This is a genomic window from Ureaplasma sp. ES3154-GEN, assembly GCF_025780075.1.
GTDB lineage: Bacteria > Bacillota_I > Bacilli_A > Mycoplasmatales > Mycoplasmoidaceae > Ureaplasma.
Genome location: NZ_JAOXHM010000004.1, coordinates 1 through 24,505 on the forward strand (window position 1 = coordinate 1; position 24,505 = coordinate 24,505).

General features: G+C 31.9%; 30 protein-coding genes. 27 read left to right on the forward strand and 3 right to left on the reverse strand.

What is annotated here, in order from left to right:
* The 3 genes from OF377_RS01645 to mgtE form a co-directional block, all read right to left on the reverse strand.
* Positions 1-231 (reverse strand): hypothetical protein (locus OF377_RS01645; protein ID WP_263836169.1); only part of this gene is annotated, 231 nt, incomplete at its 3' end.
* Between the two features lie 199 nt (positions 232-430).
* Positions 431-901 (reverse strand): peptide-methionine (S)-S-oxide reductase MsrA, encoded by a 471-nt coding sequence (msrA, locus tag OF377_RS01650; RefSeq protein ID WP_263836170.1) that lies wholly within the window; start codon positions 899-901, stop codon positions 431-433.
* Entirely contained in the window at positions 901-2,472 is a 1,572-nt protein-coding gene (gene mgtE / locus OF377_RS01655; protein ID WP_263836171.1) for a magnesium transporter, read from the reverse strand. The genes msrA and mgtE overlap by 1 nt, the downstream gene beginning before the upstream one ends.
* Before the next feature lie 216 nt (positions 2,473-2,688).
* Here mgtE and rpmG point away from each other — a divergent pair, with 216 nt between their 5' ends.
* The 27 genes from rpmG to rpsH all read left to right on the forward strand — a co-directional run bounded on the left by rpmG (position 2,689) and on the right by rpsH (position 24,499).
* Positions 2,689-2,832 carry a 50S ribosomal protein L33 gene (gene rpmG / locus OF377_RS01660; protein WP_263836172.1) on the forward strand — a complete coding sequence of 48 codons (144 nt, stop codon included), beginning with the start codon at positions 2,689-2,691 and terminating at the stop codon, positions 2,830-2,832.
* Positions 2,833-3,321: a preprotein translocase subunit SecE gene (gene secE / locus OF377_RS01665; RefSeq protein WP_263836173.1), complete on the forward strand. Its 489-nt coding sequence runs from the start codon at positions 2,833-2,835 to the stop codon at positions 3,319-3,321. It begins immediately after the preceding gene.
* A 12-nt stretch (positions 3,322-3,333) separates the two neighbouring features.
* Positions 3,334-4,167: a transcription termination/antitermination protein NusG gene (gene nusG, locus OF377_RS01670; protein ID WP_263836174.1), complete on the forward strand. Its 834-nt coding sequence runs from the start codon at positions 3,334-3,336 to the stop codon at positions 4,165-4,167.
* Positions 4,168-4,193: 26 nt separating this feature from the next.
* Positions 4,194-5,249 carry an MSC_0882 family membrane protein gene (locus OF377_RS01675; RefSeq protein ID WP_263836175.1) on the forward strand — a complete coding sequence of 352 codons (1,056 nt, stop codon included), beginning with the start codon at positions 4,194-4,196 and terminating at the stop codon, positions 5,247-5,249.
* Entirely contained in the window at positions 5,236-6,816 is a 1,581-nt protein-coding gene (locus OF377_RS01680) for a formate--tetrahydrofolate ligase (RefSeq protein WP_263836176.1), read from the forward strand. The genes OF377_RS01675 and OF377_RS01680 overlap by 14 nt, the downstream gene beginning before the upstream one ends.
* Positions 6,817-6,837: 21 nt before the next feature.
* Positions 6,838-9,201 carry an APC family permease gene (locus OF377_RS01685; protein WP_263836177.1) on the forward strand — a complete coding sequence of 788 codons (2,364 nt, stop codon included), beginning with the start codon at positions 6,838-6,840 and terminating at the stop codon, positions 9,199-9,201.
* 169 nt (positions 9,202-9,370) lie between these two features.
* Positions 9,371-9,931, forward strand: coding sequence for a translation initiation factor IF-3 (infC, locus tag OF377_RS01690; RefSeq protein WP_263836178.1), 561 nt, complete (start codon positions 9,371-9,373; stop codon positions 9,929-9,931).
* 18 nt (positions 9,932-9,949) lie between these two features.
* On the forward strand, positions 9,950-10,144 hold the full coding sequence (rpmI, locus tag OF377_RS01695; RefSeq protein WP_263836179.1) for a 50S ribosomal protein L35: 195 nt from the start codon (positions 9,950-9,952) through the stop codon (positions 10,142-10,144).
* Between the two features lie 15 nt (positions 10,145-10,159).
* Positions 10,160-10,528: a 50S ribosomal protein L20 gene (gene rplT, locus OF377_RS01700; protein ID WP_263836180.1), complete on the forward strand. Its 369-nt coding sequence runs from the start codon at positions 10,160-10,162 to the stop codon at positions 10,526-10,528.
* Between the two features lie 122 nt (positions 10,529-10,650).
* The gene (locus tag OF377_RS01705) at positions 10,651-15,279 is read left to right on the forward strand and encodes a hypothetical protein (protein ID WP_263836181.1); all 4,629 of its coding nucleotides are present in this window, start codon (positions 10,651-10,653) and stop codon (positions 15,277-15,279) included.
* A gap of 126 nt (positions 15,280-15,405) precedes the next feature.
* A complete protein-coding gene (locus OF377_RS01710; protein ID WP_263836182.1) occupies positions 15,406-16,455 on the forward strand; it encodes an LLM class flavin-dependent oxidoreductase in 1,050 nt (349 codons plus the stop codon).
* Positions 16,456-16,730: 275 nt separating this feature from the next.
* Positions 16,731-17,066 carry a 30S ribosomal protein S10 gene (rpsJ, locus tag OF377_RS01715; RefSeq protein WP_263836183.1) on the forward strand — a complete coding sequence of 112 codons (336 nt, stop codon included), beginning with the start codon at positions 16,731-16,733 and terminating at the stop codon, positions 17,064-17,066.
* A gap of 19 nt (positions 17,067-17,085) precedes the next feature.
* Entirely contained in the window at positions 17,086-17,778 is a 693-nt protein-coding gene (rplC, locus tag OF377_RS01720) for a 50S ribosomal protein L3 (RefSeq protein ID WP_263836184.1), read from the forward strand.
* Between the two features lie 10 nt (positions 17,779-17,788).
* Positions 17,789-18,409 (forward strand): 50S ribosomal protein L4, encoded by a 621-nt coding sequence (gene rplD, locus OF377_RS01725; RefSeq protein WP_263836185.1) that lies wholly within the window; start codon positions 17,789-17,791, stop codon positions 18,407-18,409.
* 22 nt (positions 18,410-18,431) lie between these two features.
* Positions 18,432-18,767, forward strand: coding sequence for a 50S ribosomal protein L23 (locus OF377_RS01730; RefSeq protein WP_263836186.1), 336 nt, complete (start codon positions 18,432-18,434; stop codon positions 18,765-18,767).
* A 53-nt stretch (positions 18,768-18,820) separates the two neighbouring features.
* Complete coding sequence (gene rplB / locus OF377_RS01735) at positions 18,821-19,660, forward strand: 50S ribosomal protein L2 (RefSeq protein WP_263836187.1); 840 nt, start codon at positions 18,821-18,823, stop codon at positions 19,658-19,660.
* A gap of 21 nt (positions 19,661-19,681) precedes the next feature.
* Entirely contained in the window at positions 19,682-19,948 is a 267-nt protein-coding gene (gene rpsS / locus OF377_RS01740; RefSeq protein WP_263836188.1) for a 30S ribosomal protein S19, read from the forward strand.
* Between the two features lie 18 nt (positions 19,949-19,966).
* Positions 19,967-20,884, forward strand: a complete 918-nt coding sequence (gene rplV / locus OF377_RS03295) for a 50S ribosomal protein L22 (protein WP_443080791.1) — start codon at positions 19,967-19,969, stop codon at positions 20,882-20,884.
* A 20-nt stretch (positions 20,885-20,904) separates the two neighbouring features.
* A complete protein-coding gene (gene rpsC / locus OF377_RS01750) occupies positions 20,905-21,681 on the forward strand; it encodes a 30S ribosomal protein S3 (protein WP_263836189.1) in 777 nt (258 codons plus the stop codon).
* Between the two features lie 15 nt (positions 21,682-21,696).
* Complete coding sequence (gene rplP / locus OF377_RS01755; protein ID WP_263836190.1) at positions 21,697-22,116, forward strand: 50S ribosomal protein L16; 420 nt, start codon at positions 21,697-21,699, stop codon at positions 22,114-22,116.
* Positions 22,109-22,348 carry a 50S ribosomal protein L29 gene (rpmC, locus tag OF377_RS01760; protein ID WP_263836191.1) on the forward strand — a complete coding sequence of 80 codons (240 nt, stop codon included), beginning with the start codon at positions 22,109-22,111 and terminating at the stop codon, positions 22,346-22,348. The genes rplP and rpmC overlap by 8 nt, the downstream gene beginning before the upstream one ends.
* Positions 22,335-22,592 (forward strand): 30S ribosomal protein S17, encoded by a 258-nt coding sequence (rpsQ, locus tag OF377_RS01765; protein ID WP_263817684.1) that lies wholly within the window; start codon positions 22,335-22,337, stop codon positions 22,590-22,592. Before rpmC ends, rpsQ begins: the two co-directional genes overlap by 14 nt.
* A gap of 20 nt (positions 22,593-22,612) precedes the next feature.
* The gene (rplN, locus tag OF377_RS01770) at positions 22,613-22,981 is read left to right on the forward strand and encodes a 50S ribosomal protein L14 (RefSeq protein WP_263836192.1); all 369 of its coding nucleotides are present in this window, start codon (positions 22,613-22,615) and stop codon (positions 22,979-22,981) included.
* A 16-nt stretch (positions 22,982-22,997) separates the two neighbouring features.
* A complete protein-coding gene (rplX, locus tag OF377_RS01775; protein ID WP_263836193.1) occupies positions 22,998-23,330 on the forward strand; it encodes a 50S ribosomal protein L24 in 333 nt (110 codons plus the stop codon).
* 12 nt (positions 23,331-23,342) lie between these two features.
* Positions 23,343-23,897: a 50S ribosomal protein L5 gene (rplE, locus tag OF377_RS01780; protein ID WP_263836194.1), complete on the forward strand. Its 555-nt coding sequence runs from the start codon at positions 23,343-23,345 to the stop codon at positions 23,895-23,897.
* A gap of 2 nt (positions 23,898-23,899) precedes the next feature.
* Entirely contained in the window at positions 23,900-24,085 is a 186-nt protein-coding gene (locus OF377_RS01785; protein WP_263836195.1) for a type Z 30S ribosomal protein S14, read from the forward strand.
* 18 nt (positions 24,086-24,103) lie between these two features.
* Positions 24,104-24,499, forward strand: coding sequence for a 30S ribosomal protein S8 (gene rpsH, locus OF377_RS01790; RefSeq protein WP_263836196.1), 396 nt, complete (start codon positions 24,104-24,106; stop codon positions 24,497-24,499).
* The last annotated feature ends 6 nt before the right edge of the window (positions 24,500-24,505 follow it).

The following is a 24,505-nucleotide window of genomic DNA, read 5'->3' on the forward strand; positions in this document are numbered from 1 at the left end:
AAGTGTAAACTTAACCTTAACTTGGTTTCCGTTTCGTCCGCCATTAACATCCTCACTTGTAAAACTACTAATTGTCACCGGTTTTGTTGGTGTTGAAATAATTAGTTCAGGAGTATAAGTTATGTAACGTGAATTATCTAAAGTAACGTTTGTGCTTGTTGCTCAGTAAACACCTTTTAGTTTATATTTGCTATTTATGTGCAAATTTTGATTTAATGTGTAGATTCACATTAGTTGCAATTAAAGTTTGGAATTATATAAAGGTTTATTGTTTTATTTACAAACCCAAATTCTAAACTTGCATATTTTTGTTCAGAAATAAATTATATAGTATTTGTAATTTGTTTAAAAAGTTTGCATAATCAATCTGAAATCTTTTGATTATTAATTTGTAATTTATCATAAAAAAGAATAACCTTAGTTATTCTTTTTAAAACTTAATATGACAAGTCACATCAGGATGTTTATCACTATAATTCTGGTGGTATTCTTCTGCAAGAAAGTAATTTGTTAATGGTAAAACCTCTGTAACAATTGGTTTAGTGAACTTGTTGCGTCATTGATTAATAGTTGTGTTAATTACTTCTTTATCATTGTTAATTTCAAAATAAATTCCATTTCGATATTGTGTACCGTGGTCTACACTTTGGTAATTTAGTGCAGTGGGATCAATAACACTAAAAAGCTCATTAATCAAATCGGTAAGGGTAATTTGTTCTTCTTGATAATAAACCTCAAGAGTTTCAACTGCTTTTGTTAAACCAGTTTTAACCTCTTCATAACTAGGATTATTAATTAAAGAATTAGCATACCCAACTGTAGTAAAAACTACTCCAGGAAGTTTTTTGAAATATCCTTGCATACCCCAAAAACATCCGCCTGCTAAATAAATACGACGCATTATTGAATTACTCCTATATTTAAATCTTGTATATTTATGTTTGTTGTTGTGTTTGTGTTTACCATTGTTTCATTGATATGATCAATCACATTTTGATCAATCACAATCATTAGGAATCCAATACAGATGCTAAAAAGAATAGTCGATGTAACCATATCTAGCAATGTAGAAAGAATTGGCGTTGACATAACTGTTGGATCAACTTTCATACGAGTTGCGATAATTGGCAATAAGGCACCTAGAATTTTTGATAAAACAATTGATAATCATAAGGCAAGGGAAGCGCCAGCGCTGACAATTGTACCAACTAGAATTGGACTATCGGTAGTTGTTAATGTCATATCTCCCTGCTTAATTTCGGGTTGGATAATTAAGAAGAAAATAATTAAACGGACAAAATTAATTATTGCTAATACAACCCCGACAAGATTACCTACTAAAAATTCTTTTCACATAACCCTGGAGAATTCTTTTTTAGTAATCTCTCCGATGGAAAGAGCACGAATGACCGAAGCTGCAGTTTGACTACCTGCATTTCCACTGGTTCCTGTCATTGCAGGAATAATTGGGACTATAACTAGCGATGACAAACCAGCGGTTAATACTTGACCAAGATCTTGAAATTTAGATATTAAAAAAGCTGTAATAGTTGCAGAGATCATTAAAATGGCTAACCATAATAAACGAGATTTAAATAGCACAAAGATACTAGTTTTCATATATGGAAACTCTAACTCTTTCATCCCATACATTTTATAAATATCTTCAGTTGTTTCTTCGTTAATAACTGGTAGGATATCATTATCTGAAATATATCCTAATAAACGGTCGTTTTGGTCAATTACCGCAAGCTGTTCTAATGAATATTTAGAAAAAATTTCAATTACCTGATCAATTGATTCATCACTGCGCAAGTAAAAAACATCTTCTTGAATGATATCTTTGATCGTTTTTTGGTTATTGGTTTGTGCAAAAAGCAAGTCATTAAAACCAACAAAACCTTTTAATCGTCCAAATTCATCAACAACAAAGATGAAGTTATTACGCTCAAAATTATCATATTGTTTATGGATATCAGCAACAGCGTATTCAATTGTTCAATTTATATTTAAAGCATAAAACTCACTATTGATCAAACTCCCAGCCTCGTCTGGATCGTATTCAGATATTTGGTTTAAGGCAGCACGCTGTTGGGAATCAAGTGATAAAAGAATTTTTTTAATTTCCTTTGGGAACTGGTATGTTAAATCCACAATATCATCATTATATAATTCAAATAAAATAATTTTTAATTGTTGGATTGTACTTTCTTGAATAATTGCGAGTTTGCTCGAATCATTCAAAGCTTTAAAAATTTCCCCACATTTATCATCTTTTGCTGCGATTAAACAAAAAATATTTAATTGAGGATCACTCAATAATTCTAAAGATTGTGCAACTAAGTCAATCCGTCGATTTTTTAAAATCTTCTTGAGGGTGTTGATATCTTTTTGTTCATAAATTTTTTTTAAGTTTGTTGCAAATATATTAATGCTGTCTTTATTTTTTATTTGTTTTAGATTAGTTTTCATTTTTCATCACCATCTTTATTGATTTTAAACTACTAAATAATTATAATTATTTTTTAGCACTTACTTAAACCTTATGATATAAAAACCATTAATTATCTTAAATTAATCTAAAAAAACTAAAATTAATTATTTTTTATGTTAAAAAATTTATAATTTTATTATAAAGACCTTTTCGGTCTTTTTTAAATGTTTGCAAAATAAGAAAGTAGGTTCTTTATGAAAAAAGTTATTTTAGTTTGTGAGGATTGTCTTGCACGTAATTATCACACAACTCGTAACCAGTATGCTCAAGAGCGTTTGGCGTTGAAGAAATACTGTCCACATTGCGAGCGTTCTGTTTTGCATAAGGAAACACGATAGATGGGAAAAAAAGAGAATAAGTTTGTTTCTGTACAAGACCGTGAACTAGAAATGAACGAAGCTTACGAACAAGCGGTCAAAAAACAAAAAAAACAAGACTATTTAAAAGAAAAACAAGCATTAAAACAACAAAAATTAATTATTAAACATCAGCTACAAAATCGCAGACAAAATATTCTAGCGATGCAAAAAAATCCAAATATTTCCAAAGATGAAATTCGCACATATAGCAATCAAACAAGTCAGTTAATTAAAGCTTTAGTATTGGAATACTACGAAGATGTGCGATGGTTAAATGCGAAATATGAAAAAAATAGTTTCTTAATTGAACGTTGATTTTATGGAGTAAATAAGGAATTACGTCGAACAAGTTGACCTACAAAAAGGGTTGTAATTACAAGTTTTTTGGTAATAATTACAATTGTTCTAATTCTAATGGCAATTTTTTATGGAATTGATGCAGCATTTATTCGCTTGAGTACAAAATAAACGAGGTAAAATATGGCAAATTATAAATTAAAGGATCACAGTGCAAAATGACTGGAAGATTTAAACATTAACGTGAACATTAACCAACACCAATGATATATTATTACGGTTGTTGGTGGGAATGAACAAAAAGTTGTAACTGATTTAAAAAATAAAATTAAAGGTTACGGATTAGCAGATTTTTTTAGTGATATTAAAATCATTAAACAAAAAGTCAAAGAAGTAAAAATTTACGAAAAAGATGATGCACCTTCTGTAATGCGAAACAAACCAGACGTAAAATGAGAAACTATTATGATAGACGGTGTTATTAAATACCGTTGTACACGAATTAAAGAACAAAATAAATTCCGTGGATACGTTTTTATTAAAGTTGATATGACCCGTCAAGTATGGTATTTAATTCGAAATACACAAATGGTAACTGGATTGGTAGGTTCATCAGGAAAAAACACAACACCACACCCTGTAAGTGAAGCTCAAATTATGCAAATGATTGCAGAGAACGATCGCGCATCAATGATGGTTCAATTAGAAGAAGAGAAAAATGAAGAAATGCTAACAGATAACGAAAGCGAACAGGTTACTGTAGTTAAAGATCACGAAGATGATGTAATTTACGAATTTAAACCCAACCAATCAGTTCGGATTCTTTCAGATAACTTCTATGATGAAATTGGGATAATTACTAAAGTAGATAATGCGAAAAAAACTGTGGAAGTTGAACTCGAATTCTTTGGTCGTTTAAACACTTTAAATTTGTCATTTAAAGATGTTGCCATTTATGATGAAGATGCTACGACTGATGATGAAATAACAACTGATGATGAAGAACTAGACGATTAATTTCATCTTCCTTTGAGGAGGTATTTATGTCTACTAATAACCAAAACCAAATTAATTTAAACCCTGAATATTCGATAAATAACCAAAATGAGCAAAACCAGATTTTTTTTCAGGTACAAGCTTTACAACAGGAAAATCTATTGCTAAAACAACAGAATCAAATTCTTTTGCAACAGCAAAATAACATTTTAACCCCTGCTGCGAGCGCTACCGAAAGAAACACGGAACCAGAAGTTATTCATCCAACCAAAGCCTTTGTAATGGATGTACAAACAAACGATAGAATTCCCGATTTTTATTTCAAAGAAATGAAAATGAGTATCTGAAAATTTAGTTTTTGGATTGTGATGATGTTTTGTTTATTGGGAGGGATTAGTTATTTTATATATGAAGTGGTGGTAAATAAGTTTTCACCATGGATTTTCCTTCCTTTCCTAGTTGCAATGGTCTTTAGTTTTTTCTTATTTTTAATGGGTTTATCTGATTATCGGAATTTTAAAAGAGAAAATAAAAACGTATCACAAAGTTTAGATGTTCTCAATACGTCAAATTTTTTATTAAAGGTTTACAAGAAATTAGTTACAGCACCAATTGTAATTAATTGAACTGCTGCCTCTTTATATTTGGTTTTAGGTTTTAGTATTCTGTTTACATTCATCTTCACCTATTTGATTAACTTAATCAACAATGGTGCAATACATATTAGTCATATTTCGTTCTCAAATTTAGTTTTAATCCAAAATCCTAATGATTTAAATGATCCAATAAATCGTCAAACACCAATGTATGCAGTTATTGGCTTTGGAACACTGTTGTGCTTTGTATTTATCAGTCACTTAATGCTAGTAACATCTGCAAAAATTCGTTTAGATCGAATAAATGTTTATTACAAAGAACCAATTATTACTAATGATGATGAATTAAAACTCAAACAGAGTGCTTTCAAAAAAGGTTTAATTGTATTTTGTATTTTATTAGTAATTATTGGTTTAATTTTACTAATTATTTATCTAGTTGTTTTTCGCAACAAACGCTATCGAAACTTTATAAGAAACGAGGTGCCAATAAATGCACAAAATTAAGGACTTAATAAATGAACATCACCTTAGTATTACTGAATATGATTTATACGGTGATTATATTGCAAAAGTTAAGCAAATTAAAAAAACGAATACCCAACCCGCTCGTTTAGTCGTTATGACGGCAATGAACCCAAACCCAGCTGGAGAAGGAAAGACCACTACTAGCATTGGTTTAGTGGATTGTTTAAATCGCTTTGGTGTTAAAGCGATGGGAGCTTTACGTGAGCCATCATTAGGACCTGTTTTTGGAATGAAAGGAACAGGTTCAGGTGGAGGAAGTAGCAGATTAGAACCTTTTGGAAAAATTAATTTGCATTTTACAGGAGATCTGCATGCTATTGCAACTGCTAACAATTTAATTGTTGCTGTGTTAGAAAACGAGATTTATAATAAATCAGATTTACAAGTTGATCCTGATAAGATTTTAATAAAGCGTTGTCTTGATATGAATGATCGTTCATTGCGTGATTTAGAATATCAAATAAAACAAACTGTAGTTCACAGTGGTTTTAACATCACCGCAGCTTGTGATTTAATGGCGTTATTATGTCTAGTACAAAACACAGATGAATTTCTGTCTAAATTAAATAAAACAATTGTAGCCTACACATACCAGAATCAACCAATTACCATTGCTGATCTAGAAATTAGTGATGCGTTAATGACAATTCTTGAGGATGCGATGTACCCTAATTTGGTACAAACTGCAGAAAACAATCCTGTTTTAGTACATGGTGGTCCATTTGCAAATATCGCTCATGGTTGTAACTCCTTAATTGCTACACAAACGGCTTATAATCTTGCAGAAGTTGTTGTAACTGAATGTGGTTTTGGTGCTGATTTAGGTCTTGAAAAATTTATGAATATTAAATCTCAATTGGGGAATTTATCTGTAGATTTAATTGGTATGGTTATTTCTTTAAAAACCTTACGGCACCACGGAACATATAATTTCAGCAATACAGATCCTTACCAGATTATCAAAAACGGTTTTGCAAATATTCTTGCTCATATCAAGCATATCAAACATTATGGAATTAACTATATTGCATATATTAATATCAATGAACAAACTGACAGCGAAGCTGAACTCGCTTTTTTAGAGGCAATGTTGGATGAAAATAATATTCCTCATGCTCGCAGTTATGCATATGCATATGGTTCAAATCGTTCGGATGAAATGTTTGCGAAAACAATGCAATTGCTAGTAAAGTCCCATAATAATACTGTCAATTATTTGTACGATGTCCAAAAAGACGATATTACAACAAAAATTAATAAAATTATTCGAAATGCTTATCACGCAAATAAAGTTGTTTTTAGTGATCATGCAAAAAAACAACTTGAAGAACTCACCCGGAATGATTGGTTTGTATGTATGGCTAAAAACCCTTATTCGTTAACTGATGATCAAAAAATTTTAAATGCACCTGTGGATTTTGATATTCACGTTAGTCGCTTAGAATTTAACAATTTTGCTAATTTATTGATTGTTATTACATCCCAAATTTTTCGGATGCCAGGTTTAAATAAAATACCTGCAGCAAAAAATTTTATTATGAAATAATTTTAACAGAAAGGTTAAGAAATGATTAACAACGAAATCAAAGAAAAAAAAGTTCTAGCTAAACTAGAAAAAAATAAAAAAGTTTCGTTAATTGGATTTGTGCTGTTAACAGCTAGTGCAATTATTGCTTTTTATACTTTCCCTTCGTTGTCAACTGCAGGTTGAATTGCGATTATTTTCGCTTTTGTAACCGCTTTTTGCTGATTTATTCCTATCGGAATGGCTGCTGCAGAAATGGCAACGATTAAAGGGTGGACACATGGGGGATTATTTACCTGAGTCCGGAATTTAATTGGACCACGTGCGGGATTCTTGGTTACTTGATTACAATTTCAAGTGACATTTGGATTTGTCGCAATGGTATTCTTTATTCTTTCTTCCTTCTCATTTAGTTTTGTGGGCAGCGAAGGATACAACTACTTTAATACATTAAAGTTAGGTACAACTTTAAACCAAGCAAGTAGTATTAATTTATCAAAGACATTTAATTCAGGAGCAGCATATGGAATTGCTATTGCTGTATTATTTGCTTTAATCGCTTTATCCTTATGAGGACAGAAACGTGTTCATCAGATGGGGCAAATTGCATTAGTAATTGGAATTTTATTACCTTTTGCTATCGTGATTGGTTTTTCATTCTACACAATTGCCACTCTTGATGATCCACTATATTACATCGGAAATACATTCTTAAAAGAAGGACATTTGTCGCCAAATGTAACTGGTTCATCGTACGAACTGAATAAAAATTTTATGTCATCAACAGTAATGGCGTCATTTATGGCATTTAGTTTTAGTTTGCATGGTGTGGAGGTATCCGCAATTGCTTCAAATCGAATGAATAATCCATCGAAACAATATCCGCGAGCGATGATTATTGTAGTAACAATTGCTTTATTATGTATTGCTATTGGGTCAATTATGATTTCAATGACCGTACCAACTTCAACATTATCATTCAATGGTGGATTAGTGCAAACAGTAATGTTTAACTTATCAGTAGGTGGAGTTGATGTTAATTTACCAAATGTTGATGAAACAAGACATTTTGCAACATTAGCGCATGCTTATGAAGTTGTTGAACGTGATTATGGAACTGCAGCTGCAAACCAAGTAATGTACCAATACATTTATCATGAATCGATTAATGATGCTCTACTAGCATCAGGATCTGCTGCTAATAACCAAGCTTCAGCAGGTTTATTAGTTAAGAGTGATGAATTAGATAATTCGATAGCTAACCCAAGTAATTTTATTCAAGTTGTAGATCGAAATATTGATCGTACGGCAATGCAGGGTTTCCAAGCAATTTCGTTCTTTATTGGAATTGGGGTATTGATTGAATTATCGGTATGAATGAGCAACCTATCAACGGGGTTGAATTATGGTATGCGTCAGGCTCATTTTCCAAAATGAATGACTTACCAAATTAAAAATGGTTCTGCTCTGACTATTGCTGCATTGTGATTTATTATTCTTTCTGGAGTTTTTGCAGTATATATGTTTGGATATAACTCGCTATTTGCATATGAAGGAAAAACAATTACTGATATTCTTGCCAACGAAGGGGTTAAAGATGATGGAACATCTCTAAACTTAACAACTGCGCAACTTGACAATATTAAAGATCAATTCCGTCATATATACCATTTAGATATTGAACACACAAAAGCTCATATTTATCACTTTGATTATGCTCATATTAGTAATGATCAAGTTAAAAAGATAATGGATCAGATTGCAGAGTTTACTGGTTATCAACCAGTGGCATCTGGTACGCCGGCTTCAATTACCAATGTAGGGTTTATCTCAAATGTTGTTTCACAAATCTCAATGTATTACATTGGTTATAATATTTTCTTAATTGGATACATTAGATTTGTTATTAAAGCAAACCACTTAGACCGAACATTCAAAATTAAACACCGTTGAATACAAATAGCACTAGCGAGTTTAGCGATTGGGGTTAACTCGTTTGCGGTGGTTGCTACTTACTTACCAGCAGCCCCTGAATTATATCCTGGGCAAACAGTATACTACTTATTTATCTCAATTGCCTTACCAATGTTTATTGGAATGCTATTGTTTGGGTTATTTATTTACTTAGTAGTATACGTATGAAACAAGAAACGTAATATCTTATTGCAAGAAACGCCAAATCTTGCCAATGTGGACCAAAATGTTCTTGATTTAATTAAAAACCCACAATTATATGTAAATGATCCACGTTTTGTAGATCAACAAATGCGTCTCGCGTTTATGAAACATAAATACGAAACTTATCAAGAAACAACAGACAAAGAGAATAAAATTTTATTAAACAAACAATTATCTTACTTAAGTGATCAGTTTGAAAAAGCGTTTCCGCCTGAGATTGAAGAATAATCATTAGTTTTGTGGTATAATAATTAATTGTATAAAGAAAGAAGTATTTACAATAGTACTTACTCACCTGATTTTCAATAAAGAGAATGGGTATCATGCTTTTTGACTGATTTTACAACAATCAACCGATTTTCTTTATACAAGTAAGTAATAAAAAGTAGGAGTTTTAATGAATAAAGCACCAGATACAAAAGACCCACGAGTTAATAAAGATAATCCAAAACAACCGTTAATTAATGAAAATATTCGTTTCAAACGAATGACAGTAATTGATGCACAAGGAAATAATTTAGGGGAATTAGATCGTGAAGAAGCACTAAGATTAGCAAATCAAGCAAACTTAGATTTAGTTTTAATTGCACGACGCGACAATAAATCAGTGGTTAAAATTCTTGATTACGGAAAATTCAGATATGAACAAAAGCGTAAACAACGAGAAAATAGAAAAAATCAAACTACTACCAAAGTTAAGGAAATTAAAGTTAAGCCAACAATTGGTGACCATGACTTAAACGTGCGGATTGAAAATGCAAAAAAATGACTTGCGGACAAGGATTATGTAAAATTTGTAGTTGTTGCTCGTGGTCGAATGGCATCAAAAATCGAAATCATTAACGGAGTGTTTCAAAAATTTGCCTCTGCTTTAGAGGGTATTGCAAATATTGTTCAAGCTAATAAAAAGATTAATGATATGCGGTATGAATCACTCATTGAACCTCTGAAAAAATAAATTTAAAGGAAAAGAATTATGGCTAAAATTAAACAAAAAACAAAACGTGCTGTTGCAAAACGTTTTAGCATTACTAAAAACGGTAAATTAAAAAGAAAACACGCTTACCGTTCACATTTAGCTTTAGGTCGTTCTACAAAAGCAAAACGTCAATTACGTAAAGATACATTAGTAAGTGCTAGTGATATAAAACGTTATATTCAATGCTTATAGGATAAGGAGAATTTTATGAGAGTAAAAGGTGGAAGCGTAACGCGTCAAAGACGCAAAAGTTGATTAAAAAAAGCAGAAGGTGCATGAGGAACACGTCATACATCTTATAAAACCGCAAAACAAACAGTTATTCGATCAAGCCAATATGCTTACCGTGACCGTCGTAACAAAAAACGTGATTTCCGTAAACTGTGAATTTCACGTATCAATGCTGCTGTTCGTGCATTAGGTTATACATATTCAGCATTTATGAACGCATTGGTTAAAAATAATGTTGTTTCAAAAACTGATAACGCTGGATTAAATCGTAAGATGTTATCAGAACTTGCAATTAATAATCACGAAGCATTCGTTAGTCTTGTTAACGAAGTAATGAACAAATAATTATATTAATTAACTTATAATAAAATAATCATTTCCAAACCGAGGAGATGATTATTTTTGTTTTATAGCTTTAAAGTTATATAATGTAATTAAACAAAAAATTCTATATAAGCAGTTTAATAATGTTAAATAAAAAAAGCAAATATATTTTTTATAGTGCAATTAGTGTGAGTCTTCCGATTTTACTTGCGCCAGTGATTGTTAGTTGCACCAAAAAAGATGAAAAAATTGATTTACCTGATGTTGCTAAGCCTATTCAACCAGAACAAACTAAAAATCCAACATCTAATAAAGCTGATAAAAATGAGGCTGAAAAACCTAGCAAAACAGAACAACCGAATTCGAATATTTCAACTCCTGAACCAAAACCTACACCCAATCCTGATGATTCAAAAAAACCGGAAAAACCATATGTTGATCCCACTAAGGATCAATTAACTTTTCAACTAAGCAATGAAAGTATTATTGATGACCGAATGGCAGAATTACATATTGAGATTACGGATGATAACCAGTTATTAAATATGCAAAGTGTGTTGGAAGCGACACTAGATAACAACCAAACTATTAATGGTTTATTAATGCAAAATGATAATAATCATTGGGTTGTAACGTTTGCATTTAATCTTTTGGAACCAAGTACAAAATATAAAATTAAAAATATTAGATTAATCAATAAAACAGTAGAAAAGGAATTTACATTAGTAGATCAATTAAGTTTTGAGACCTTTGCAACAATTCCAAACGTTATCAATGTAATAGTTAACAACAATGATATTTTTTTACCTACAACTACTAATAATTTTCAAATCACTTTCGATAAAATTAGAATTGGTATGCATCAAAGTTTATTTCATTTGGTATTCATTAACAAAGTTAACAATAAAGAAGTTATGTCGAATAACATAAGTTTGGATAAAGAACGATTAATTTATGATGTTAATGTTTCTGGTTTTGATGATGTAGGTAATTATCAACTGGAAAAAATTAGTTTTCAAAACAATGATCAAACCTGAACAGATTTTGTTATCCCTAACAATTTATTAAAAACATTTACAGTTCATGAGATGCCGCAGATTGTTTATAATTTGGAATTAATTCCCAGGGAACAAAGCCAAATTAATATTACGCCTAATAATGCGCGTTATGATATTCTTATTAACGATCCCGATCATGAGCTAACCGATAGTTCAATTATTCAGGCAAATTTAAAAAATAAGGCGCCAGTTAATGCTGTATTAACAAAAAATAGTGATGATTCATGGACTGCAAGTTTTGAATTTACTGATTTATTTGCACATACAACATATAACATTGAACAAGTTGTCTACCAAAAAGACAACATAGAGTATGTTTTAAATAAACCAAGTACATTAAGTTTTACAACAGAATATAACCCGTTGAATATTACAAATGCAAGTTTTGAGAAAACTACCTTAACAAATAATGATCAACAAAATACGTTGAGAGTTGATTTAAGTGAATATCAGGACTGAATGACTGGTCAACCAATTGTTGCTGTTTTAACACACAATGACAAGCAAATTAGTTCAATACCAATTATTCTTAAGAACCAAGAAACAAGTATAAGTTTTATTTTTAATAATCTAGTTGATGAAGGAGAATATATTTTTAAGCACCTACGTGTTAACAATGATTCAACAAAAACATATACACCATCAACTCCTTTGCGTTTTTGCATAGTTAGAACAACACAAACAACAAATTTACCCTATTCTTCGAAAACCACTGCTGAATACGGAAATGTTAATCGGTTGCAACAGGCAAACGATATCGTTGATAGTGATATAGGATTAACTGATATATCACATGATGAAATAACTCTAAAACAAAGAAATAATAGTTATTCAATCTATTTTGATGCACTGAAAACTAATTATAATTACCCAGTATCAAATGATGCGGCTCCAGAGAACCAAGAAGTTTCTAAAAAACTAAAAATAACTAGTATTCAAAAAAATAACAACAACATTGTTGTTAATTTCAATAGTGAGCAAAATGTCAATATTAATAGTGCACGGGTGTTAATAAAATCTTATGATCACCATAACCCATGATCAAAATGAATTAATACAACAATTAATGACAACACTTTGACATTTAGTAGTAATGAATTAACAAAACAACAAAGTAAATTTGTAATAACTAATATTGAAATCAACGATGCAGATCTTGTGCAAATTGATTTTAGTAAAAATAATACTCTTGATTTGAATCCACATTTAGAAACCTTAAGTGTAAATGATTTTGTTGTTTCTAAAGATGAAACCCAAAAAACACTAACTGGCTCATTATCGCTGACATGAAACGTCCGTGAGATGGAATATTATAAAAATAAAGTTTTTGCATTAGTTTTCGAAACGATCCCGAAAACCTTTGTTCCAAATAAAGGATTATTTGGAGATATTCGTAATAATCATGAGAATTTTGATAGTGCAAATGCGGTTAAACATACTAAAAAAATATTAGTTAATTTTAGTGATCTGCATTCTTTTTCGCTTGCAAGTTTACAAGAACAAATTAAATATAAATTAGTGCGTATTGAAGTTTTACAACCTAATAGTTATGTAGATTATATTCAACCAATTAATCCGTCACAAAACTATATTATTGCATACAATTTTAATTGAAAAGCAAATGCACATCCATTAATTGATCAATTATATGTTAATAATGAATTATCAAATAACACGACGACTAACTACACAATTAAGAAACAAGATATTTATAAGAGTAAAAGTCCGATGAATATCTCTTATTCTCCAGCTAATTTATCTACATTTTTGGATTATAAACTAGAAAACACCGCTTTTGCCGCCCGTTATCCGAACCACAATTATGTGCCAAAAAACATTGATATAACGATTAATAAAAATGGTGTTGCGCAAGATGTTAAATGATTTATGACACGTAACTATATTGTAGACACGATGTTTAAATTTAATGAAGATAAAAATTTAGCAACTATTACCCGCGATTTAAATACAATTACAAATCTAGATGATATTAATGATGAAGATGTTATTTTCTGGTTTGTTTTTGAACTTGATCCAAACCCGATTACAGCCAAAACCTATCAGGATTTTACAGACATTCACTCACGAATAAGAATTCCGGTTTCTTTAAAAAATATTAAAGAAAATAACATTATTAATGATGTTGATTTTTTATTTGATTATGTTGCAGAAAATGATGTTTTTCAACAAAATCTTGCTGCAAAAATTCGTGGATTGGTACAATTTAATTTAGTTTGTGATCCTAATAGCAAAATCCTAACTCTACAAGTACAGACACGAGATCCAGAAGTAAAGATGACTAACCATTCATGAGTACATAATGTTAGTGCGAATCGTTCTATTTTCTTGCAAACTGGTTATTTTTTTGTTGCTTGAGTTCAACCTAAAACCTCAACAAAAGATTTGTTAGGTTTTAAAGAAAATAAACGTTTAGATGACTTATCAATACTAGGGACAACTGTTGCATATCAAAATAATTTTAATTTAATAACACAAGACATTAATACTTCTTATAGTGATGGACCAAATAAATCAATTAGTTACATAAATGAAGCGGTAATGCAGCCTAATGTACCCGATGACCAAATTGGTAAACGGTTATACAAAAATCATACAAGCAAAGGCTTAATACAGGCGCGTAAACGAGTTTATTCATTAAATAACAAATCAGATGGCACTTGGAATATTTTTGGAAAAGTTAGCAGCAATCCCAATGATTATCGCTTTTGAACTTTTGCAAATTATCACGTATGAGATACTAACAGATCGCCTCAATCGGGTATTGCGATTGTAGGTAGAAGTGCTGCTAATAACCAAACATTAGAAATTCGAAAACCTCGACTAATGGCCCCAACACTTGTGGATGAAAAGGCCAATGAATATGGTCCAATCTACCAAGAAAGTAAATTTATTTCTGATTACACACCTGTTGGTTACCTTTTTGACTTTGATATTCCTGAAAATCTTCCAGGAATTAAATATGAATTAATTCGTGATTTTAGTCGCCATGAAAATGAAAACTTTGGGGTGCAAAGGGATAATGAAGGGTTTGAAATCAAACAACCTAATAATGATAGTCGTGTTGATATTGTAATGGCAATTGTTGATTTTAGCCCGATATTTACAACATTTAAGAATGTTGATTTAGATACGTATATGTATACTCCGCAAAACGGAGGTCAACGACATCTAACAGATCGAGAAAAAAATGCTATTAAATATTTTCTAAGCTTCAAGGATACTGATGTTATTAATATGTCTTCTGAAAGTCGTTTTATGAGTAGTGTAAATAATTTGAATTTTTACATTGGTTCATTACCAAAGGTTCAAACACACTCGAATCCTGACGGAAAAGCGGGTGGCGGCAGATACCGGGAATATCTTTATGCATACAATAACATCAAAGTTAAACCATCGGTTTTAGACGAAAAAACAGCTGAATCAACTTATCCTGCCGTTTGGTCGGAAACAAGGTTATTTGACTTCTTCAGTGGTTCTTCAGGCTCTGGTGTTTATGATTATGAAGGAAAGCTAATTGGTTTTAATGTTCAAGGTTCACCGGTTCGTCAAAATGCATTTAATTTCCTTGAGACTCAGCCTTACTCTTTCTTTGGAGATGAAACAACAATTTATAATCCAGCAACGTTCTATGAAACAGTTAAAAGATTATCTTATTGATACCCTAATGATTACCAGGATCTATTTTCTAAATAAAAGTTATAATTATCGAAGCAAAATAAAATTAAAAAGTTTATAAATTTTGTGTAAATTAACCACTTTTTGGTTATAATATTTATATAACAAAATAATTAATTTACACAAAATAAAAAGAGTTTAAATATGAAAAAAATTGAATTAGGTATCTCTACATTTGGAGAAACAACTATACTTGAAAATACAAAACAACCAATTAGTCACCAACAACGAATTCGTGACATGATTGAAGAAATTAGAGTGGCTGACGAAGTAGGATTAGATGTTTATGGAGTAGGTGAACACCACCGAAGTGATTTTGCTGTATCTAGCCCTGAAATGATTTTAGCAGCTGGTGCAGTTGTTAGTAAGAATATCAAATTAACATCAGCTGTTACTGTATTATCGTCAAATGATCCTGTTCGAGTTTATCAAAATTTTGCACATATTGATGCACTTTCAAATGGCCGAGCAGAAATTATGATAGGTCGAGGATCTTTTACTGAATCATTCCCATTATTTGGATATAGTCTTGAGGATTATGATGAACTATTTGATGAAAAACTAAAAATGTTTATTCACCTTAAAGCAAATGAAATTGTAAGCTGAAAAGGGCGATTTACTCAAAATATTGATAACAAAGGGGTTTACCCGAGAGCAAACAATTTGCCAATTTGGGTTGCAACAGGTGGAAGTTACCAATCAACAATTAATATTGCGAAAGAGGGTTTACCAATTGTATTTGCTGTTATTGGAGGCGACCCGTTGTTATTTAAAAATGTAACTACTTTATATCGTCGAATCGGGGAACAAGCAGGTCATAATCCAGAACAATTAAAAATTGGTGCACACTCTTGAGGATTCATTGCAGATACTAAAGAAGAAGCTCAAGAAAAATTCTTTTTCCCAACTAAGCAATTAGTAGATAATATAGCAAAAACACGTAGAACCTGACAGCCATTAAATAAGACAATTTATGAACACATGGTATCTGAAAAAGGAGCGATGATTGTTGGTGATCCAGAATGAGTTGCTCAACGGATCATTCGATTAATGACTGAATTAGATTTGGATCGCTTCTACTTACACCTTCCAACTGGTTCAATTCCACATGAAGATTTAATTAAAGCGATTCGTTTGTATGGTGAAAAAGTTGCACCAATTGTACGCAAACATTTTGCCGAATTAGACGCATAATTAATATTTGTTTTTTAATAAAAAACCGCCTTTTTTAAGCAAGGGTGGTTTTTTATTTTGATTATTCACCCTTTTTCTATATATGTAGTGTAAATGAAAACTTTTTAAAATTCTACTTGCTTTTTAAATAGCATTCAAATATAATATTAAAGGTTTTGTTATTATTAAGATTGCTGATACACCAAAGTGAGTTGTCAGGTATCAGGTAACTTATTAATAATCAATTCTATGATTCAATTTATCATTATCAAATGTGAAAGGAAGACAACAATTTTATGAGTCAAGAATTAAGAAATAATAAAACGAATGCTAAAAAAGAATTACGTATTCGTTTACAATCTTATGATCATAGATTATTAGATGAAACTGTTAAAAAAATTATTGAAGTAGCATCTAAAAAATCAAAAGTTAGAGGTCCAATTCCTCTTCCAACAAAGAAAGAAGTATTCACAATTCTTCGTTCTCCACACGTTAATAAACCAAGTCGTGAACAATTCGAAAGAAGAACACACAAACGTTTACTAATTATCGAAAGCCAAGATGCAAGCACAAATGCTGAATTAAAACGTTTAAGTATTCCATTCGGTGTTGATGTCAAAATCAAACTTTAATATTATTTGGAGGTTATAAATGAAATCGTTATTAGGAACAAAAGTTGGTATGACCCAAGTTTTCAGCCAAGACGGTAAGGCGATTGCCGCTACTGTTGTTTATGTTGAACCAAATCAAGTTTTAGCTGTTCGTTCAAAAGAAAAAGACGGCTATGATGCTGTTCAAGTTGGATACCAAACTGTAAAAGAAAAAGCATTAAATAAACCAGAATTAGGTTTGTTTAACAAATTAAATGTTGAACCAAAAAGATATGTTAAAGAATTACGTAATGTAAGTGCTAACGTAGGCGATAAATTAGGTGTTGACACATTTGTATCTAATGAATTAGTTAATGTTCAAGCGATCACAAAAGGACACGGATTTACTGGTTCAATTAAACGTCATAATTACAGCATGGGACCTGTTGGTCATGGTGCTGGATATCCACACCGTTATGTCGGATCAATTGCATGTGGACGTGGGGGTTCACAAGCTCAACGTGTATTCAAGGGTACAAAATTACCTGGTCACTATGGGCATGAATTAGTTACAATTAAAAACTTACTTGTTTTAGATGTGCGTGCCGATGAAAACTTAATTCTAATTAAGGGTGCTATTCCTGGACCAAAAGGTTCATTAATTACTATTAAATCGGCTCAAAAAGAAAACAAAGCAAGTCCTGTTACAATTGTTAATTACAATTTAGTTAATCAAGAGCAAGCAGAAAAATAGGAGTTAAAAGATGAATAAGATTAAATTATTATCAATCGATGGATCATTATTAGATGCTAACTTTGAAGTAACTGCTGATTTATTTGTTGAAAAAGTTCATAAACAAGCAATGTTTGATGCTGTTTTATCAGAAAATGCTGCAGAGCGACAAGGGACACATTCAACTTTAACTAAAGGGGAAGTACGTGGTGGTGGTAAAAAACCATGACGTCAAAAACATACGGGAAAAGCTCGTACAGGGTCAACTCGTAACCCACATTGAACAGGTGGGGGTGTTGTGTTTGGACCAAAACCAAACCGTAATTACGCTAAAAAAGTAAACCAAAAAGTTCGTTTGTTAGCGTTTAAATCAGCATTAACTCTGAAATTACAAAAGGAAGCACTTTATGCTTTAGCAGAAAATGCTGCATTAGAAGTACCTTCTACGAAAAAAATGGTTAGTTTTTTAAATAATGCAAACCTAAGCAATCAAAAAGTTTTATTAGCACTTTCTGAAAGCAATACAAATATCGCTAAATCAAGTGCTAATTTACCGAAAGTTATTGCTAAAAAATGAAACCAAGTATCTGTGCGTGATGTAATGAATGCAAATGTTGTTGTTGTTGCGCAAGATATGTTAGCGAAAAAATAAGAAAGTGAAAAGGAGTTAAATTATGGATATTACAACAATCATTTTGCAACCATATCGTACTGAAAAATCAGAAACACTTAAACTTTCTGACAAGGAAACTTTAACTTTTTTAGTTGATAAACGTGCTAACAAATTTCAAATTCGTGAAGCTTTTGAAGCAATCTTCCGTCAAAAACCTGAATCAATACATACTGTAAATCGTGGTTCAGTACGAACTAAAGTTGCTTCTCGTAACCCAGGTTATACAAAAGCAAAAAAAATTGCTTATATTACTTTACCTAAAGGGGTAAAAATTGCTGTTTCACAGGAACAAGCAGAAGCAATGAAAAACGAAACAAATAATAAAGAAGCAAAATAGTGCTTTATAAATAACAGTCGAAAAGCAAATACTTATTAAGGAGCAAAGCAATTATGGCAGTTAAGCGTATTAAAAATCGCTCAAGTGGTAAACGACAAACTGTGTTAGTTGATTACAAATCAGTATTAACTACAAATAAACCAGAAAAGTCTTTACTAGTTAGTTTAAAATCAAATGCTGGTCGTAATAATCAAGGGAAAATTACGATTAGACATCACGGTGGAGGACATAAACGTAAATATCGTTTAATCGACTTCAAACGTAACAAGGATAACATTCCTGCAACAGTTAAATCAATTGAATACGATCCAAACCGTACTTCATTTATTTCATTAGTAGTTTATGCTGATGGGGAAAAACGTTATATTATTGCACCCAAAGGGATTAAAGTTGGGGACAAAATTGTTTCAGGAACAGAGGGTGTAGATATCTTTGTTGGTAATACTTTACCATTAGAATTTATTCCCGAAGGTACAATTGTACACAACATCGAACTTTACCCATTAGGTGGTGGACAAGTTGCACGTAGTGCAGGTGCAGGTGCACAAATTTTAGGGTTCGATGAAACTAATAAGTTTGTATTAGTTAAATTGAATTCAAACGAAGTACGTAAATTCCGAAAGGAATGTCGTGCGACAATTGGTTCTGTTTCAAATGATGAACATAACTTAGAAAACTTAGGAAAAGCTGGACGTTCACGTCATTTAGGTATTCGTCCAACAGTTCGTGGGTCTGCAATGAACCCAAATGACCACCCGCATGGTGGTGGGGAAGGACGTTCACCAGTTGGGATGGATGCGCCTCGTACACCTTGAGGTAAAAGACATATGGGTGTGAAAACACGTAATAATAAAAAATCTTCTACGAACTTAATTGTTCGTCGTCGTAAATAATAGTGGAAAGGATTAAACAGAATGTCTAGAAGTGCAAAAAAAGGTGCTTATGCTGAGCCTAGTTTATTAGCGAAGGTAAGTAAGGCAAATGCTACTGAATCAAAAAAACCAATTAAGACTTGATCTCGTCGTAGCCAAATTTTCCCAGAATTCGTTGGTTTAACTTTCGAAGTTCACAACGGAAAAACTTTCATTAAAGTTTACGTAACAGAAGATATGATTGGGCATAAATTAGGTGAATTTGCTCCAACTCGTAATTTCAAAAACCATACTGAAGCAAAACGTTAGGAAAGAAAGGATATTAATATGACTACACAAGTAAAACAAAACAATATTCGTATTTCTGCTCGTAAAGCGAAGTTGGTTATTGACTTAGTACGAAATAAACCAGTAAATGAAGCTTTACGTATCTTAAATAATACAAATAAAAAGTTCGCTCCTATTGTTGCTAAATTATTAAAATCAGCAATCGCAAATGTGGAACACAACTCAAAAGATATGGACCCAACAAAACTTTATGTATATAAAATTGTTGCGAACCAAGGTCCAACATTAAAACGTATGTTACCACGTGCAAAAGGTTCTGCTGATCGTATTAACAAGCGTACAACACACTTAGTTATTACATTATCAGACGACCGTAACGAAAACGCATTAGAACAACAAGCAATTAAAGACCGTTTAGCAAAACGTAAACAAAAACAAAATGTTGTTGAAACACCAGTTGTTAAACCTGCAACAGTTGAAGTTGATGAGCAAGAACTTGCAAAACGTGAACAAGAAGTATTACAAGTTGTTGAAGTAAGTGAAGCAAACAAAGAAGATGGTTCTAAACCAACTGTAATTGAAACTGAAAATATTATTATTTCAATGACAAAGAAAAATGCATTAGCATTATTTGAAAACCCGGAAAAAAATGTTGTTTTCTATAAAGTAACACCAACAAACCCGGTTAAACGGGTAATTGTTTATGCAGTTGCTCCAGAGAAAAAAGTATTAGGGGAATTTGATTTAGAAACAATTGATGTTGCTGCACCTTCTACAGTTTGAAGAAAATACAACAAGCAATCAGTTTTAGCGAAAAAAGAATTCGATACATATTATGCTGACAGCAAAAAAGCTCACGCAATGATCGCTTCTCGTACGTTTAAATATCGTACTCCAAAAAAACTATCTGATTACAACATGAAAAAGGGTCCTAGTGGATTCCAATATTTAAAATAATATAAAGGAGAAAATTATTCATGGGTCAAAAAGTCAATCCAAATGGTTTAAGATTTGGTGTTAATAAACAATGATTATCTCGTTGAGTGCCGACTGATGAAGCACAAATGGGACAATGATTAATTGAAGATGATAAGATTCGTACTTATATTACTTCAAAATATAAAAATGCTGTAATCGACCACGTTGAAATCGAACGTGATCAACAACGTGTGGTTGTTTATGTATATGCAGTTCAAATCGGTTTATTAATCGGTACAGAAGCTGCTGAAAAGAAATTAATTGAATTAGCAATTAATAAAATTGTTGGTCGTAGAAAAATTGTTTCTTTAAAAGTTATCGAAGTTCAAACTCCTGAGCTGCAAGCTGCAATTGTAGCACGTGAAATTGCTGATGCAATTGAAAACCGTGTTTCATTCCGGATTGCCCAAAAACTTGCAATTAAAAAAGTTTTAAAAGCAGGTGCTAAAGGGATTAAAACAAAAGTATCTGGTCGTTTAGGTGGAGTTGAAATGGCACGTGTGGAAGGTTATAACCATGGGTTGTTGACTTTACATACTTTGCGTGCAGATATCGACTATGCATTAGCCGAAGCACAAACTGCTTATGGAATTATTGGTGTAAAAGTTTGAATTAACCGTGGTGAATTATTTACTGATCGTTTAGTAAATAACGTTGAACACGCTGCAAAACTAAATAACAATAAACAAAACAACAAACAACGTCGTAATTTTAAGCCTCATAACGGTGAAAAAAGACAACGTGCACAAAATAAAAAAGAAAGCCCAAGTGCTTAAGGAGATTATTAAATTATGTTACAACCAAAAAGAACAAAATTTCGTAAACCTCACAAAGTAAGTTACGAGGGTAAAGCTAAAGGTAACAAAAAAGTTGACTTTGGTGAATATGGTTTAATGGCTCTTGAAGGAGCTTGAATTGATGCTCGTCAAATTGAAGCAGCACGGATCGCAATTTCAAAACGTTTACAAAAAACTGGAAAAATGTGAATTCGTATCTTCCCTCATATGTCATTAACGAAAAAACCACTAGAAGTTCGTATGGGTTCTGGAAAAGGTTCACCAGAAAAATGAGTTGCTGTTGTTAAACAAGGTACAGTAATGTTCGAGGTTGCTCACATTCCTGTATCAGCAATGCGTGAAGCGTTGCGAGCAGCTGGTAATAAATTACCAATCAAAGTTAAGATTGTAAAAAAGGAGTTAAGTAATGAGTAGTGTTGCTAAAGACTTGGCCAAAAAAACAAATGCAGAATTACAAAAAATTGCGACTGATCTAAAAGCTAGATTATTAGAATTACGTTTTGCTGCAGCTAATGGTGAAAACGAAAAAACACATAACGTAAAAGAAATTCGTCGCACAATCGCTCGTGCATTGACAATTTTAACTGAACGTGAAATGACATTAGAACTTCAAGATCAAGGAGTGTTAACTGATGGTAAGAAATAGTCATCGTAAAGTTTTAGAAGGTGTGGTTACATCTGATAAAATGCAAAAAACTGTAACAGTAAGTGTCGAATCAAAAAGCTTACACCCGATTTATAAAAAATTAGTAATTTCACATAAGAAATACCATGCACATAACGAAAACGATGATGCAAAAATGGGTGATCGTGTGCAAATTACAGAAACTCGGAAATTAAGTGCGACAAAAAACTGAAGAGTTAGCAAAATTCTTGAAAGAGCGCGTTAGTACGTTAAAGGAGATTAATTATGATTCAACATATGTCAACATTAATATCAGCAGATAATACTGGCGCTAAAGTTCTAGGAGTCATCAAAGTGTTAGGTGGTTCTAAACGTCGTTATGCATCAGTTGGTGATATTGTGGTTGCTTCTGTGAAGAAAGCAACACCTGCTGGGATGGTATCCAAAGGACAAATCGTGAAAGCGGTAGTTGTACGAACAAAAAAAGCTGTTCGTCGTCCAAGTGGTTTATGATTAAAATTCGATGAAAACGCTTGTGTGATTATTAAAGATGATAAAACACCACGAGGTTCACGGATTTTTGGGCCAGTAGCAAGAGAAATTCGGGATGCAGGTTTTGTGAAAATCGCTTCACTTGCTCCAGAAGTTTTATAGAAAGGAGATAAAATACATGAATCGAATCAAAAAAGGAGATAGTGTTATTGTTATCTCTGGGAAGAACAAACAAAAAACAGGTATCGTAATTGAAGTAGATCCAAAAAACGAAACTGCAATTGTTGAAGGTGTTAATAAGGTTAAGAGACACCAAAAGAAAGATCAAACCCACGAACAGAGCGGAATTATTGAAAAAGAAGCTCCGATTCGTCTTTGCAAATTGGCTTTATTAGAAACTAAAGGTAAAGACAAAGGAAAACCAACAAAAGTTAGTTTTGAATTAAACAAAGACAACAAAAAAGTACGTGTTACAAGAAAAACACGTGTGGAAATTGAAAACAAAAAATAGAAGGAGTAAGGTATGTCATTTTTAAAAGAGTTATACAACAAAAATGTTGTTCCTAGTTTACAAAAAGAATTTGCTTACTCTTCTGTAATGCAAATTCCCAAAGTTGAAAAAATTGTAATTAATGCTGGGATTGGAAACGCTGTTGCAGATAGCAAAAACCTTGAAGCTGCTGCAAATGAACTTTTATTAATTACTGGGCAAAAACCGGTATTAACAAAAGCAAAAAATTCAATTGCAACTTTTAAATTACGTAAAGGTCAAGCGATTGGAGCAAAAGTTACTTTGCGTGGTCAAAAAATGTGAGCATTTATGGAAGTTTTATTTAATATTGCTTTACCACGTGTGCGTGACTTTAAAGGGATTTCAAACAAATCGTTTGATGGTCGTGGAAACTACACCCTAGGAGTAAAAGAACAAATTATTTTCCCTCAAGTAGTTTATGATGATGTGAAATCAGTACGTGGTTTTGATGTAACTTTTGTTACAACTGCGAATACGGATGAAGAAGCTCGTGCCTTATTGTTAGGTTTAGGTGCTCCATTCCAAAAACAAAAAGGGGTTAAATAGTTATGGCGAAAAAATCATTAATTGCAAAACAATTAAAACACCAAAAATTCGAAGTACGTAACTACACACGTTGCTTACGTTGTGGAAGAGTACACGCTGTAATGCGTAAATTTAAAATATGTCGTTTATGCTTTAGAGATTTCGCATATAAGGGAGCTATCCCTGGTGTGAAAAAAGCATCATGATAAGAGGAGGTCTTTAAAGATATGTTATACGATCCAATTGCTGAATTAATTACAAAAGTTAATAATGGCCGTCGTGCTAATAAACAAGATGTAACAGTTCCGACTTCAAAACTAAAAACAGCGATTTTAAAACTGTTAGAACAAGAAGGATACATCAAATCTTTTGAAAATAAACTTTCAGCTGATAAAAAACCAGTAACGGTTATTAAGTTAAAATACAAAAACCAAACATCATCAATTAATGGCTTCAAACAAATCTCTAAGCCAGGTCTTCGGATTTACTCTAAATACCAAGAATTACCAAAAGTATTGAATGGTTTAGGAGTTGCAATTATCTCAACTTCAAAAGGGGTAATTAGTGACAAACAAGCAAGAAAGGAACAAACAGGTGGTGAAGTCATCGCCTATGTTTGATAAGGTAAA